Annotated in this window: 10 protein-coding genes and 4 tRNA genes; 4 read left to right on the top strand and 10 right to left on the bottom strand. The window is 61.9% G+C overall.

What is annotated here, in order from left to right; all coding sequences use genetic code 11:
• Nucleotides 1-237 precede the first annotated feature (237 nt).
• The 9 genes from LVD11_RS16300 to LVD11_RS16260 all read right to left on the bottom strand — a co-directional run bounded on the left by LVD11_RS16300 (nucleotide 238) and on the right by LVD11_RS16260 (nucleotide 12,316).
• Nucleotides 238-1,629: a class II fumarate hydratase gene (locus LVD11_RS16300; RefSeq protein ID WP_237060699.1), complete on the bottom strand. Its 1,392-nt coding sequence runs from the start codon at nucleotides 1,627-1,629 to the stop codon at nucleotides 238-240.
• A gap of 43 nt (nucleotides 1,630-1,672) precedes the next feature.
• The gene (locus tag LVD11_RS16295; RefSeq protein WP_237060698.1) at nucleotides 1,673-2,137 is read right to left on the bottom strand and encodes a DUF4399 domain-containing protein; all 465 of its coding nucleotides are present in this window, start codon (nucleotides 2,135-2,137) and stop codon (nucleotides 1,673-1,675) included.
• Nucleotides 2,138-2,303: 166 nt separating this feature from the next.
• Nucleotides 2,304-2,717 (bottom strand): hypothetical protein, encoded by a 414-nt coding sequence (locus tag LVD11_RS16290; RefSeq protein ID WP_237060697.1) that lies wholly within the window; start codon nucleotides 2,715-2,717, stop codon nucleotides 2,304-2,306.
• Nucleotides 2,718-2,858: 141 nt separating this feature from the next.
• Complete coding sequence (locus LVD11_RS16285; protein WP_237060696.1) at nucleotides 2,859-3,293, bottom strand: hypothetical protein; 435 nt, start codon at nucleotides 3,291-3,293, stop codon at nucleotides 2,859-2,861.
• Nucleotides 3,294-3,477: 184 nt separating this feature from the next.
• On the bottom strand, nucleotides 3,478-5,517 hold the full coding sequence (ligA, locus tag LVD11_RS16280) for an NAD-dependent DNA ligase LigA (RefSeq protein WP_237060694.1): 2,040 nt from the start codon (nucleotides 5,515-5,517) through the stop codon (nucleotides 3,478-3,480).
• 128 nt (nucleotides 5,518-5,645) lie between these two features.
• Entirely contained in the window at nucleotides 5,646-6,791 is a 1,146-nt protein-coding gene (gene zipA, locus LVD11_RS16275; protein WP_237060692.1) for a cell division protein ZipA, read from the bottom strand.
• A 24-nt stretch (nucleotides 6,792-6,815) separates the two neighbouring features.
• Nucleotides 6,816-10,322, bottom strand: coding sequence for a chromosome segregation protein SMC (smc, locus tag LVD11_RS16270; protein WP_237060690.1), 3,507 nt, complete (start codon nucleotides 10,320-10,322; stop codon nucleotides 6,816-6,818).
• A 208-nt stretch (nucleotides 10,323-10,530) separates the two neighbouring features.
• Nucleotides 10,531-11,784 carry a c-type cytochrome biogenesis protein CcmI gene (gene ccmI, locus LVD11_RS16265; RefSeq protein ID WP_237060689.1) on the bottom strand — a complete coding sequence of 418 codons (1,254 nt, stop codon included), beginning with the start codon at nucleotides 11,782-11,784 and terminating at the stop codon, nucleotides 10,531-10,533.
• On the bottom strand, nucleotides 11,777-12,316 hold the full coding sequence (locus LVD11_RS16260) for a cytochrome c-type biogenesis protein (RefSeq protein WP_237060686.1): 540 nt from the start codon (nucleotides 12,314-12,316) through the stop codon (nucleotides 11,777-11,779). The genes ccmI and LVD11_RS16260 overlap by 8 nt, the downstream gene beginning before the upstream one ends.
• 190 nt (nucleotides 12,317-12,506) lie before the next feature.
• On the opposite strand from LVD11_RS16260, the gene LVD11_RS16255 reads away from it, so the two are divergent.
• Together LVD11_RS16255 and LVD11_RS16250 are read left to right on the top strand one after the other, a co-directional pair.
• A tRNA-Val gene (locus tag LVD11_RS16255) sits at nucleotides 12,507-12,582 on the top strand.
• A 47-nt stretch (nucleotides 12,583-12,629) separates the two neighbouring features.
• A tRNA-Asp gene (locus LVD11_RS16250) sits at nucleotides 12,630-12,706 on the top strand.
• Nucleotides 12,707-12,987: 281 nt separating this feature from the next.
• On the opposite strand, the gene LVD11_RS16245 is transcribed toward LVD11_RS16250, so the two are convergent.
• Nucleotides 12,988-13,707 carry a DUF4197 domain-containing protein gene (locus LVD11_RS16245; protein WP_237060684.1) on the bottom strand — a complete coding sequence of 240 codons (720 nt, stop codon included), beginning with the start codon at nucleotides 13,705-13,707 and terminating at the stop codon, nucleotides 12,988-12,990.
• 183 nt (nucleotides 13,708-13,890) lie between these two features.
• Here LVD11_RS16245 and LVD11_RS16240 point away from each other — a divergent pair.
• Together LVD11_RS16240 and LVD11_RS16235 are read left to right on the top strand one after the other, a co-directional pair.
• A tRNA-Val gene (locus tag LVD11_RS16240) sits at nucleotides 13,891-13,966 on the top strand.
• Nucleotides 13,967-14,013: 47 nt separating this feature from the next.
• Nucleotides 14,014-14,087: transfer RNA gene (locus LVD11_RS16235), tRNA-Asp, on the top strand.
• Nucleotide 14,088: the final 1 nt, after the last annotated feature.

Raw genomic sequence — 14,088 nt, 5'->3', positions numbered from 1 at the left:
CATTACCATTTAAGGATCGGCAACTATAGCCGGTGCGGCGCAGAATCGTGAGGCATTGGCCCATCGCTGTCAACGCCGCAGGAGGTTCCATGAGCAAGAAATTACTCTATCGGAAGGAAGATCGCGCGACCGTGAGGCGATTGTTCACGTTGATCGAATGCCTCACTCTGGCCATAGCGACCCTGGTACTCTGCCTGATTTTGCTCACCTGAGGCGCCGGGCCGAAAGGCGTGCTCTTTAGTCGCCACCGGGGATGCCGCCCTTGGTCAGCTGTCGCGGATCGAGCAGGCGTTCCAGTTCCTGCGTGTCGAGATCTGTCATCTCACTGGCCACTTCCAGTATCGGGCGCCCTTCCGCGTAGGCTCGTTTGGCAATTTCGGCCGCCTTTTCATAGCCGATTACCGGGTTCAGCGCAGTAACGAGCACCGGGTTGCGCGCCAGGGCCCGCTCAATGTTTTCCCGCTTGACGGTGAAAGAGGCAACGGCCTTGTCGGCGAGTGTCTGAGAGGCGCCGGTCAACAGGCGGATACTCTCCAGCAGAGAGCTGGCCACCAGCGGCAGCATCACATTGAGCTGGAAGTTGCCGCTCTGGCCCGCGACACCGATGGTGGTGTCATTTCCCATCACCCGCGCTGCAACCATCGCCACCGACTCGGCAATGACAGGATTCACCTTCCCGGGCATGATGCTGCTGCCCGGCTGCAAAGCCTGTAGCTCGATTTCACCGAAGCCGGCCAGCGGGCCACTGTTCATCCAGCGCAGGTCGTTGGCTATTTTCATCAGTGCCACAGCCAGCACTTTCAGCTGTCCGGAAAGCTCGACCGCCGTGTCCTGGCAACTGATCGCCGTAAACGTATTGTCCGCCGGGCGAAACTGCTGGGTCGTATCGGCACTGAGTTTTTGGGCAAACAATTCGGCAAAGTCCGGATGTGCGTTCAGGCCGGTTCCAACCGCAGTCCCGCCCTGTGCCAGCTGCGCCAGCCGTGGCAGGGTGGAGCGAATCCGCTGCCGACAATGCTCCACCTGGGTCGCCCAGGCGGAGATTTCCTGGCCCATGGTGATCGGCACCGCGTCCATCAGGTGGGTACGGCCGGTCTTCACTACATCAGCAAGCCCCGCCGCCTTCTCGTCCAGCACACTGTGGAGGAGTCTCAGGGCCGGCAATAGCTGGTCACGTACGGCGAGCAGCGCCGACACATGGATTGCACTGGGAATCACGTCGTTGCTGCTCTGGCCCATATTGACGTGGTCATTGGGATTGATATCGACGCCGCTATCCCGCATCGCGATTGTCGCCAGCACCTCGTTAACATTCATGTTGGTGCTGGTGCCGGAGCCGGTCTGGTAAACATCCACCGGGAACTGCTTTTCCAGCATCGCATCATCGACGGCATTGCAGGCCTCGACAATAGCCACCGCCTGCTCACCGGCCAACAGGCCCAGGTCTTTGTTGGCCTGTGCCGCGGCCTTCTTGATCAACAGGACGGCGCGGATAAACTCAGCCGGCAGCGACTGCCCGCTGACCGGGAAATTCTCCACAGCGCGCTGGGTCTGCGCACCGTAAAGCGCATCCCCTGGTACCCGGACTTCGCCCAGGCTGTCTTTTTCCGTGCGAAAATCTTTACTCATGCGAACCGGTCCCCGACTCGTATTCGGAAAAACTGATACCCGCTTACTCGCCTACCACCACGGTAATTTTCTCGGACAGCACTGGATTGCTGTGCGGAATATGCAGGTGGTTACCGAGTAGTAGCTGCAGGGTGTGCTTACCCGGCGACAGAGTAATCTCGGTTTCGGTCTGGCCACCGCCGAAGTGAATGATATTGTCCGTGGCCGGCAGCGGCTTGTTCATAGAGGGCAACTGGTCTACATCGATCAGCAGGTGATGATGGCCAGTGCTTTCCTTGTCAATGCCAGCCGGGGCAATACCCATGCCCGACAGGCCAAACCTGACGGTGAATGTCTTGCCGACCTTTTCACCATCTTTGGGAGACAGAATATAGGCCCGGGCATCGGCCGGCGCCTTGGACACCTGGGATGCCGCCTTATTGTGATCGTCGGCGTGCAAAAGGGGCGCCGCAACCAGGGCGCCGCCGAAAATCAGGGATTGCAGCAAACGGAAGATCAAGCACTTCATAAAAAGCTCCTAGCCTGGAGATTATTTTTACTGTGCCGCAGCCTCTGCCACGGCACAGCGCGTCAAAGTCGGTTTTCACAGCTTACCGCCCCAGAGACGCAACGCCAAGCCACAATTTATTCAGAAAATGAACCATATTCCGCAAAGAAATAAAAAACCTGGAAACTCATCCCCGACACCAGGAAGCTAGCACAGCAAACAACCATTTGCGTCGCAGGAAAAACAATGAGCGGTAATCCTTGGGCCGGGAATTCTTTTCGGGGAACAGCAGGACACACAACAGGTACAGGAACAGCGTATAACTGATCAGGTATAGATAAGTGAGCAGGTCGATGGTCCCGCTGTGGGAGAAGCGGAATGCCCACCACCAGAAATGCAGCAGATACAGCATGACAAAGCCGACCCAGCCCAGGTGCAGCCAGTAGAGGCGGTCCTCGCGGGGCTCCTCAACCAGGCGCGCCAGGTTACGCAGCAGGTGAGTGAGCCCCAATCCGACGACGATCCCCAGGATGACCCGGATATGAGCGTAGAGGGTTGCGTACGCCGGCAGAGAGCCCTCTGCCACCACTGTCAAGTCCACACCGCGCGGCTGCCCGGAACCACATCGCTCGCGACACCAATGCCAGCGAGTCAGTTAAGCATAGCAAGGTGTGCGGCGTGAAAAGGCGCTCATGGCCGGGCAGTCAGGCAGCGATAGACAGTGGAATGCGGGACTTTCCGGTCAGACGCTGACGCGCCCTTCCTGGGTCCACTCGCAACGCACCTGCATGTCACCACTGCCGGGCTCGTGGTAAAGGCCTGTAGCCTCCCAGGTAAACGAATGGGTACCGGAGAGTTCAGTTTCCAGGTGGACAGTGGCGGATACCCAATACATGCTGCGCAGTAATTCCTCGAACTTGAGGATCCAGTGATTCCATTCGTACTCCACCGCCCGGTAAGAGGCCCCGAAATGGATCACATCGGTCTGGTACTGGGACTGTTTCACCTTGATGGTAGGAATGGAAAACATATCGCGGCAGAGAAAGGGCCACTCGTCGGCACTGGGCAGGGCGAGCACCGCCTCGCGATTTACGCGGCGACGGTCGGAACCCCCGGCAAGGCTGTTGGTGTCCTTGATGCATCCGTAAACAATGGATTCCTGATCACCCTGTACCACTATTGTGTCCCTCAGCACAGCGCAGCCGCGCAATTGTTGCGCGGCCATTTGAGTATTTGCCGGACCACTTTAACGGCGGCCGATGGAAAATACCATAACGATGAGCGTATTTTATGTGCACGCTGACCACTACCGGAACGCTTCAGGCAGTGGAGGGCGACAGTGGGCGGCGACTGCCCGGGAATCAGATCTCAATCCCGCGCCCGCGCAACATTTCCAGGAACTCATCCTCATCAAGCGTGGCAATTCCAAGCTCGCGGGCCTTGTTGAGTTTCGACCCGGCGCCGGGACCAGCCACTACCGTGTGGGTATTCGCTGAAACGCTACCCGCAACTTTGGCCCCCAGCCGCTGCAGGTAATCCTTGGCCTCACTGCGGGATAGCGTCTCCAGTTTCCCGGTGAGAACCCAGGTCTGGTCCGCTAATGGCTGGGCTTCCCCACCGGTCTCCTCTGCGGGCCAGTGCACACCCGCCTGCCGCAGCGCCTCGATTTCTTCCTGGGCGTGAGGCTGGTCGAAAAACTCGGCAACGAAATGCGCCACCACCGGCCCTACATCCTCAACTTCCTGCAATGCTTCCTCGCCGGCCTGCATCAGGGGCTTGAGTTCACCAAAGTGTCGGGCCAGGTTCCGCGCGGTGGCCTCCCCTACCTCACGAATCCCCAATGCATACAGGAAGCGGGGCAGTGTCGTGTCCTTGCTGCGCTCCAGGGCATCGATCAGGTTCTGTGCAGATTTTTCGCCCATGCGCTCCAGGGCTGCCACCTGCCCGACTTCCAGCCGGTAAAGGCCGGAAACCGAATGCAGCAGGCCCTCGTCAACCAGCTGCTCAACAAGCTTGTCTCCCAGGCCATCGATGTCCATGGCCTTGCGCGACGCAAAGTGCTTGATTGCCTGCTTGCGCTGTGCGCTGCAGATCAAGCCGCCGCTACACCGCGCCACCGCTTCCCCGGGGGTCGATTCAACGGGAGAGTCACACACCGGACAGTGATCCGGGAAAACAATATCCTGGGCGTCTTGGGGCCGCTTGCTCTCCACCACCGACACAACCTGCGGGATCACGTCACCGGCCCGACGGATAACCACCGTATCGCCGATCTTTACCCCCAGCCGCTCTATCTCATCGCGGTTGTGGAGCGTGGCATTGGAAACCGTCACCCCGCCAACAAAAACCGGCTCCAGGCGCGCGACCGGGGTGACTGCGCCGGTGCGCCCCACCTGGAATTCCACGTCCCGCAACACCGTCATCTCTTCCTGGGCCGGGAACTTATAAGCCATGGCCCAGCGCGGTGCGCGGGCAACAAACCCAAGCCTGCGCTGCAGCGGGATACTGTTTACCTTGAAGACAATACCGTCGATATCGTAGGGCAGCTCCGCGCGCTTCTCGCCAAGCTTGCGGTGATATTCGATACATTCCCGGATATCCGCCGCCACCGCCATCTCACTGTTGATGCGGAAGCCCCAGCGGTGCAATTGCTGCAGGATCTCACTGTGTTTTTCCGGCAGGCTGGCACCATCAACCAGGCCCACGCCATAGACACAGAGCTCAAGTGGTCGCCGAGCAGTGATACGGGAATCCAGCTGGCGCAGGCTACCCGCGGCAGCGTTGCGAGGATTGACAAACACCTTCTCACCCGCGACGCGGGCCTTCTCGTTCAACTCGGCAAAGCCAGCCTTGGGCATATATATCTCGCCGCGCACTTCCAGCACCGCCGGCACCCCGTTCTCGATCAGCCGCAGGGGCACCGAGCCGATGGTGCGCACATTCTGGGTGATATCCTCGCCGGTAGTGCCGTCACCGCGGGTTGCGGCCCGCTCCAGCACACCGTCCCGGTACAGCAGGCTGATGGCAATACCATCCAGCTTCGGCTCACAGGCATATTCCACCGCGCCCTTGCTATTGAGGCGGTCACGCACACGCCGGTCAAACTCCTGTAGCTCGCTGTCATCGAAGGCATTGTCGAGCGACAACATCGGCACTTCGTGCTGCACCTCGGCAAACTCGGTCAGCGGCTCGGCACCCACCCGCTGGGTGGGAGAATCCGGGCTAACCAGGGCGGGGAATTCCTGCTCCAACTCCTGCAGCTCACGCAGGCGGCGATCATACTCAGCATCCGGTAATTCCGGGGCATCGAGCACATAATACTGGTAGTTGGCACGCTGCAGGACAGCGTGTAACTCCTGGGCGCGTTCGCGTTTTTCGGTGGGAATTTTCTTATTGGTCATCGATTATTCGCTGAGAACACGGAAAGTATCTTGGGCAGGGATTTTACACGTAACAGCGGCCACCGGCCGCACCTGCCGGCATGCACCGGGAAGCGGGCGGGAGCCGCTCGACGATCAGTTGCTTTGCGTCAGGCCTGCGCCCTGGCCAGGGCTCGCCGGCGCTGGAACTCCATCACCCGCTGGCGATAGTGCTCGGCGGTTTGGGCAGTAAAGACACTGCGATTTTCATCCTTCAGTTCACCGCCGAGGTGCTCAGAGATCTCGCGCGACACTGACAGCATCAATTCAAAGGCCTTGATCGCTTCGCCATCGATTGGCAGCGCCAGGAACAGGCTCACACCGGGGGTAGTAAACTCTTCCATCCGCCCCAGGTCGAATACGCCCGGCACCACCATATTGGCAAGACTGAAGATCACCGGGCCATCGTCTGCACCCCCCAGGTGATAGTGGAAAATATCCATATCACCAAAGCGCATGTTCACAGCCATCAGCGCCCGCAGGAGGTCGTTGCCCTCGAACAGGTCGCCATCCGGTGCCATGATATTGATAATCAGCACCTCCTCGACCGGGGACTTGTCCGCACCACCCATTTGCTTGCCTCGGCGATCGGAACCGCCCCTGCTCTTTCCTGGCTGGCGCATGGTTTCATCCTCCCGGGGACGGGGCTCCGGCGGTCTTTTTTTCTTCAGCACTGGCTCGACCTGCTCTTCCTGTTCGGTTTCACTCAGGGCTTGGAGGCTGTCGGCCTCGTCGAGTTCCGGTTCACGGCGGAAGTCTTTGCCGATGGGCTCTTCCACTTCTCCGGGAACAGAGTCCATCAGGGTCGGCACCTGCTCTTCCAGGTTCAGAGAAGCCTGGCGGGGCTCCCTGCTCCTTGCACCACCGGTGCCGCCCTCACCAGAATCTGCATCACCCGCGGCCTCGCTCTTCCCCGGCTTTTCGTCGGACTGGAAGTCCTCCTGCAGCTTGCGGTTTACCTGTAGCGCCTCTTCCAGCGCCCGTCGCTGAACGACACGCACACTGCCGGGCAGCTCACGGGCAATCTGGGCACGCTTGGCCGCCTCTTCCGGATCGAGTAATTCATCCTCACCCCGGCGCGAGCGGGCCCGCGAGGCGGGCGCAGTATCCCGATGGCCTCGCTCACCGTGCATGGCGCGACTCAGGCTACGCTCGGTACGATCCGCATCCCTGTGGCGCACGATCGCGCGGCGCACACCATCCACCAGGGCCAGCACCAGGACCAGTGCGAGAATCGTGATCAGCCAGTTGTCCATATCAGCGTTTCTCCCTTTACGCCCTTATGCGGATGCCAGCTCGGCCGCCTCTTCAACGTCTACCGTTACCAGTCGCGATACACCGGGCTCGTGCATGGTGACACCCAACAGCTGGTGCGCCATTTCCATGGCAATCTTGTTGTGGGTAATGTAGATGAACTGCACGTGCTCGGACATTTCCTGCACCATCCGTGCGTAGCGACCCACGTTGGCATCGTCCAGCGGCGCGTCCACCTCGTCCAGCATACAGAATGGCGCCGGGTTGAGACGGAAAATCGAGAATACCAGCGCAATCGCCGTCAGGGCCTTTTCACCACCGGACAGCAGGTGGATAGTGCTGTTGCGCTTGCCCGGCGGGCGCGCCATGATCGCGATGCCGGTATCCAGCAGGTCCTCGCCGGTGAGCTCCAGGTAGGCGTGACCGCCACCGAACACCTTCGGGAACAGTTCCTGCAGGCCCGTGTTGACCTTGTCGAAGGTCTCCTTGAAGCGTGTGCGGGTTTCCCGGTCGATGCGCTTGATGGCGTTCTCGAGGGTCTCGAGGGCATCCATCAGGTCGCTGTACTGGCGATCCAGGTATTCCTTGCGCTCTGATTCCTGCTTGTATTCATCGATGGCCGCCAGGTTGATGGCGCCGAGCCGGGAAATTCGTGCGGCCACCAGTTCCAGCTCTTCCTGGACCTGGCCAATGGTCAGGTCACCCGGGAGTTCTTCCAGTACCTGGTCCACGTCGTAATCGGATTCACGCAACTGCTCAACCAGGCCGTTGCGCTGCACCTCGAGGGTCTGGGCGCCCAGGCGCTCCTGTTCGAGCTGGGCGCGCACACCCTGCAGAGCCGCCTCTACCTTGTGGCGCTCCTGCTCCTGTTCGCGCAGGCCGCTCTCGACCTCCTCCAGTTTCTTGCGCGCCTCGGACAGCTCGGTTTCCACCTCCATGCGCTCGCCCAGTTTTTCCTCCAGCTCGGCCTGGAAATCCTGGGACGGGTCGTCGCTCTCCGCCATCTGCTCCTGTAGTTGCTCGCGGCGGGTGCGCAGGCGTTCCAGCTGCTCGCGCATCACCTGCAGGGTGCGCTCCAGCGACATCATCTGGGTCCGCACTGACTGCTCGCGCATAGCCAGTTCGTGTGCCTTATCCTTGTCTTCACGGGCGCGCTGGCGCGCCGCATCCAGCGCCTCGCGCAGCTCGTCGCGGCGGGCCAGCAGGGACTCACGGCGGTCCGTGTCGTCACTCATCGCCTCCAGCGCCTCCTGCAGCAGCAGGCGTGCCTCGGACAGGGACTCGCCCTCCATCTCCTGCTGCTCGCGCACTTCCGCCAGTTCCTGCTCGACCCGGGTACGGCGCTCGCCCATCTGTTCGGCGCGCGCACGGCGGGCGGACAGCTGGCTACGCAACTCGGATTCGCGCCGGCTCAGCTGCTCCAGCTCATTGCGGGACTGCTCGATGGCGCTCTCCATGTCGGAGGCCTGGTTGCGCAGTTCTTCGCGCTGCTCCGAGAGGGTCTCAATCTGTTCTTCGCAGGCGGCAATCGATGCCTCGAGCTCTTCCAGCTCCTGCTTGCGCTCCAGTACCCCGGCCTCGGCGTCGGAGGCACGACTGACCCGCAGCCAGTTCGGTCCCAGCCAGAGGCCGTCACGGGTTACGATGGATTCATGGGCCTGCAATCGCTCCCGCTGGGCCAGCGCGGCGGTGAGGTCCTCAGCGGTATAGATGCCGGACAGCAGGCCACCCAGCGAATCGGGGCCCTCGACCACTTCCGCCAGCGCCGGCAGGCTGCTGCCGCCAGCGGTGGCAGGAACCGGGCTGCCATCGACAAAGATCGCCTGCCCGCTCTCGAGGCTGGCAAGCCCCTCACTCAGGCTCTCCAGCTGGTCCACACAGACAGCCTGCAGCTGGGTGCCCAGCACCGTTTCCACGGCCTTTTCCCAGCCGGCCCGGGCGCTGATCTGGTCGGCCAGTCGCGGGCGGTCCGCCAGCGACTGCTGCTGCAGCCAGTTATCCACGGCCTTGCCCTGCCCAAGCGCCGCCTGCTGCAGCGCCTCGAGGGAAGCGAAGCGCCCGCGGCTGGTCTGCAGCTGCAGGCGCAGCTGGTCGAGCTCCGCAGCGCTGTCACTCTCGCGGGCACGCAGCTCAGCCAGGGATTCATTTTTCTCCGCCACGGCCTCGCGGCGTTCGCCGGCCTGCAACTCCAGCTCGGCCAGTTGCTCGCCCAGCTGTTCAAAATCGTCGTCCTCGCCGCTCTCGGCGAGGCGGCCACGCTCTTCCTGCAGCTTGTTGATACGCTCCTGCAGGCGTTGCGCCGAGGTCTCCAGGTGCTGGATGCGGGACTGCTGCACCTCGGCTTTCTGGCGCGAACCCGAGGCACCGGTGTTGAACTGGTCCCACTCGTTCTGCCAGTCGCGCATCTGGTCCTCGGCGGTCTGCAGGGCCAGGGCGGATTCTTCTTCGGCGGCCTGGACCATCTCCAGGTCCGGGTTGATCACTTCCAGCTCGGCCTCGAACTGCGCCGCCTTCTCCCGGTCTGCTTCCAGGCCGGTCTCCGCCTCGCGGTATTCGTGCTCGGTCTGCTGCAGGTCTGACTGCAGGCGCGTATTGCGCTCGCGGGCGTGGGCGATACTCTGCTCCAGTCGCGCAATATCAGCGCCGATGGCGTAGAAACGCCCCTGGACCTCATTGAAGCTGTCCGACAGCTCATGGTAACCGACTCGCTTCTGCTCGATATCGGTGTCACAGCTCACCTGCCGCGTCACCAGCTCTTCCACCGTGAGTTCCAGCTCAGAAATCTGCCGCTGCTTGGTTTTGGCCTGGTCGTCGAGGTCCCGGTACTTGAGGGCTTGCAGGTGGGCTTTGTGGCTGCGCTCCTCTTCCTTGAAACGGCTGTACTTTTCCGCCGCCGCAGCCTGGCGCTCGAGTCGTGCCAGCTGCCGTTCCAGCTCTTCGCGAATATCGGTCAGGCGCTCCAGGTTCTCGCTGGTACGGCGCATGCGATTCTCGGTGTCGCGACGGCGCTCCTTGTACTTCGAGATACCGGCCGCCTCTTCGATATACACCCGCAGCTCTTCGGGCTTCGCCTCGATCAGCTTGGAGATCATGCCCTGCTCGATGATGGCGTAGCTGCGCGGCCCCAGGCCAGTACCCAGGAACAGGTCGGTCACGTCACGGCGGCGACACTTGTCGCCATTCAGGTAGTAATTGTTCTGGCCGTCGCGGGTCACCCGGCGCTTCACCGAGATCTCGGCGAATTCGGCATAGGGGCCGGTCAGCTTGCCCTCGGAGTTGTCGAACACCAGCTCGATGGAGGCCTGGCCCACGGGCTTGCGGCCACTTGAGCCATTGAAGATTACGTCGGTCATGGAGTCACCGCGCAGGTTTTTGGCGGACGACTCACCCATTACCCAGCGCACGGCGTCAATGGTGTTGGACTTACCACAGCCATTGGGCCCCACCACAGCACTCAGGTTGGAGGGAAAGTGTACGGTAGTCGGGTCAACAAAGGATTTGAAACCCGCAAGCTTGATGCACTTCAGACGCATGTATTTGTAACTCGGTATTTTGTTATTCGCCGGCGCCCGACAGCGTGCCGGCGATGGCCGCACCAAACTGCCGATTGTACATGGCGGCGCCGGCCGTTTCAGCGGTAATTTTCGATTAAGAAATGGCGCCTCCCGCCAATGCGGCAGGCGCCAGCCCAGCTGGTTCCCGGGGCACCGCGCAGCGGTGCGGGAAAGCCCCCGCCCTTACTCAGAGCTGGCGGTCGATCGTGATCGAGACTGGCTGGTCCCAGTCCGACTGCGGCAGCGACTCCACACTGCCCTGCCAGTCGCCCGGCGCCGGCCGCGCGCCCCCATTCACCGCCAGGCGCGCCACAAGCTGCACCTGGTCCACACTCGCCAGTGAGCGACCGGGCATCATCGCGCGGGACTCATCCAGCACCACTTCGGCCGGCAGCTGACCGGCGCTCAGGCGCACGATCGCCAGTGGCATGGGGCTGTCGGCGCCACGGGCATAAATGAACACCGGAGTCTCCGCCGGCGCCTCAACTGCCTCAGCCAGCTCCACACTGACCCGGATTACCGGGCCCACGTCCCCTTCCGGGGATGATTGCCCTGCCTCGCGGGCCCCTCCTGTGACCGACTCACCGCGGTCCGCCATAGCTTTCTCCGCACGTGCCACACCGGCGGCCAGCGCCTCCGCAGCGGCAGAACCGGGCGACAACTGATCCAGCGCACGCTGCCACAAGTCGCGGGCGTCCAGGAACCGTTCGTCTTCAAACGCGGCGATCCCGGCCAGCCCCAGCGCAGTGCCGTTATCAGGCCGTGCCGCGAGCACCTCGCCCACCAGCCGGCGAACCTCCCCTGTCACCCGGGAACCCTGCTGGAAGAACAACGCCTGTGCCAGCTCGGCCTTGACGCCCGCCGCCTGCGGCTCCTGCGCAACGATATAGCGGTACGACTCCACCGCGCCGTCCAGGTCACCCCGAACCATCAGCCGCTGCGCAAGAACATAGCGACTGGTCAGGTCGTCCGGATGGGATGCCGCCCGCTCCCGAAGCTCGCTGGTAATACGTTCCTCGGTGACCCGGTCGGCCTTGCCCTGCTGGCTGGCCAGGATATCCCGGTAGAGCTCCAGGCCCCCCACATGACCACTGTTGAGATACAGCGCCAGCGCCGCCAGCGGCACCACGGCCGCCAGGCCCAGCAGCAGGCCACGCCCCCCCTGGCGTGTTTCGCCACCCGCTGCCTGCTCGGCAGCCAGCAGGTTGCGGGCCATCTCCGCCTCCAGCTGCGCAAACTGCCCGTCATCAATGGCGCCGCTGGCACGGGATGCCTCGAGCTCCGCCCGCTGTTCCCGGTACAAGGCCGCCAGCGCCGCCCGGTGGCGACCAGTTTCCTCCTGTGCCCGCCGGCTCGCACCGGCACCGCGTAACGCCGGCCACAGCAATATGAATACGAGCAGCAAAACCAGGGCCGCCACGCCCAGCCACAATTCAGTCATCACGCCTGGCTCCACGGTCACTCTCCCGGTCGGATTCCAACCCATCTTCCCCCAACAGCGCCTGCAGTCGACGCCGCTCCTCGGCAGTCAGCTCACCGCTGACATCATCCTGCCTCGCGCCGGTGCCCGAGCGCGACCGCACCACCACCAACACCAGGGCGACCAGGCCGATGGCCGCAAACACACCCGGTGCAAGCCACAGCGCCATGGTGTTGCGCTGCACCGGTGGGCGGTACAACACAAAATCGCCGTAGCGGGCCACCATGTACTCAGTGATCTCGCCGTCCGTAAACCCCTCCTCCAGCAACCGCCGGATCTCCCGGCGCAGGTCCTGGGCCACCGGTGAATCAGAACCTGCCAGGTTCTGGTTCTGGCACTTGGGGCAGCGCATTTCCTCGATCAGCACCTGGTATCGCGCCTCCAGCTCCGGGGTCGACAACGGCTCAACCTCCACGGCAGCTGTCACGGCCATTGACAGGCACAGGCCGCCCAGCAGGGCCACGACCAGGGGCAGCCACCCGATCTGTTTCACTCGCTCTCTCACCCGAGTCCCTCTCTGTCATTCGTCCGGTGGAAATTTGCGCGATTATAACAGCCTCCCCCACCCCCCGCACTGGCCCGCAGCGGCCCGCCACCTGCTTAACTTGTTGAAAGGTAAAAAAATTTTTCACAAAGCGTTGACGCGTCGGAAAATATCATTACTATACGCAGCTCCTGACGCGGGGTGGTTAGCTCAGTTGGGAGAGCGACGGCCTTACAAGCCGTAGGTCACAGGTTCGACCCCTGTACCACCCACCACTTCCCCTCACCTGCCCGGCAGGTTAAAACGGGGAAGCAAGGAATGCGGACCGGTAGTTCAGTTGGTTAGAATGCCGGCCTGTCACGCCGGAGGTCGCGGGTTCGAGTCCCGTCCGGTCCGCCACATACAAAAAAGCCCCGCTCGCAAGAGCGGGGCTTTTTTGTATGTGGGTGATCGGCGTACAAGAACTCCCGTTCGACAAAATTGCCTGGAGCAATTTTGGACGCCGCAGCGAAGCAAAGGCGCCCGCAGGATGGGCGTCACAGACGGCACCTGTCAGCCCCGCACGGCCCAACAAAAAACCCGCTCTCAGCGGGCTTTTTCCCAGGGGGGTCACCTTCCACCTGCGACCACCTGAGACGCAGGGACTGGCCCCCACTTAACCAGTATCAGCTGATTGGCAATCAGCCCTCCCCGGCCCCAAATACCTGCCCGATCAGCACACTGCCCCGGGCCACAGGATCTTTGCGGATCAGGGCCTCTTCCTCACCGATGCGACTGAACAACGTCATCATGCTCTGGTCGATCACGTAACGCTCCAGATCCATATCCGGCTTGTTGGCAATGGGCAATTTCTCGTAAGTGGCAAGCAGACTCTCGTACTGGTTATAAAAACCGGTCTTGCGCAGGTTTGCCTCGACAATCGGCTCATAACGCATGCGGAGGGCAGCCTCGGTCTGGCGCTGGAAATAATCTGTCGCCGCGGTTTCATTACCGCGGATAATACCCAGGGCGTCATTGACCGTCATATTGGCAATCGCCTGCTTGAAAACCGGTGCCGCTTCGGCCACCGCCTGCTCTGCCCCCCGGTTCATGGCATTCTCCAGCCGGTCAACATAATTGCCGAAACCGAAGCGGCGCAGGCCATCTTCCACCGGGCGAACCGATGCGGGCAGGCCCAAGTTAAATGCCCCAACCTGAGACAGCCGGCTGCTGGCCCGGTCGGTACTGGTGCGCAGGGTATCCTTGATACCCCGGGCAAGCCGGGAGTCTGTGTCATAGCCCGCGTTTTTTGCCACCTGGTTACCGACATCGATCCAGGGAGAGGCGGCCCCCATGTTCTGGCAGCCGGCCAACACCAATCCAGAGGCCAGTAAGACTGCGAAAATCCAATATTGTCTCATTGTCGTTCTCCTTGGAATCTAATGGCAGCATATTAACGCAGTCGCCCACGGCAGGAAGTGACAAACTTCCTGCTTCCAGCGCATACACAGGCGGGTTGCCTCATCGTCGTCCCACGGTGTGCATATTTTTGAACAGGGCATTGACTCAATAGAATTTACCGGTAAGATACGCAGCCCTTCGCAGGGTGGTTAGCTCAGTTGGGAGAGCGACGGCCTTACAAGCCGTAGGTCACAGGTTCGACCCCTGTACCACCCACCACTTCCCCTCACCTGCCCGGCAGGTTAAAACGGGGAAGCAAGGAATGCGGACCGGTAGTTCAGTTGGTTAGAATGCCGGCCTGTCACGCCGGAGGTCGCGGGTTCGAGTCCCGTCCGGTCCGC

This window comes from Microbulbifer sediminum, assembly GCF_021729035.1.
In the GTDB taxonomy this organism is placed as follows: Bacteria; Pseudomonadota; Gammaproteobacteria; order Pseudomonadales; family Cellvibrionaceae; genus Microbulbifer; species Microbulbifer sediminum.
This window is presented reverse-complemented; position numbering and strand designations above follow the sequence as displayed.

Bases quoted from the DNA above. Each gene is read 5' to 3' on its own strand.
- zipA (WP_237060692.1), bottom strand. From the start codon at position 6,791: ATGGACAACTGGCTGATCACGATTCTCGCACTGGTCCTGGTGCTGGCC.
- ligA (WP_237060694.1), bottom strand. From the start codon at position 5,517: ATGACCAATAAGAAAATTCCCACCGAAAAACGCGAACGCGCCCAGGAG.
- smc (WP_237060690.1), bottom strand. From the start codon at position 10,322: ATGCGTCTGAAGTGCATCAAGCTTGCGGGTTTCAAATCCTTTGTTGAC.
- LVD11_RS16245 (WP_237060684.1), bottom strand. From the start codon at position 13,707: ATGAGACAATATTGGATTTTCGCAGTCTTACTGGCCTCTGGATTGGTG.
- LVD11_RS16295 (WP_237060698.1), bottom strand. From the start codon at position 2,137: ATGAAGTGCTTGATCTTCCGTTTGCTGCAATCCCTGATTTTCGGCGGC.
- LVD11_RS16300 (WP_237060699.1), bottom strand. From the start codon at position 1,629: ATGAGTAAAGATTTTCGCACGGAAAAAGACAGCCTGGGCGAAGTCCGG.
- ccmI (WP_237060689.1), bottom strand. From the start codon at position 11,784: ATGACTGAATTGTGGCTGGGCGTGGCGGCCCTGGTTTTGCTGCTCGTA.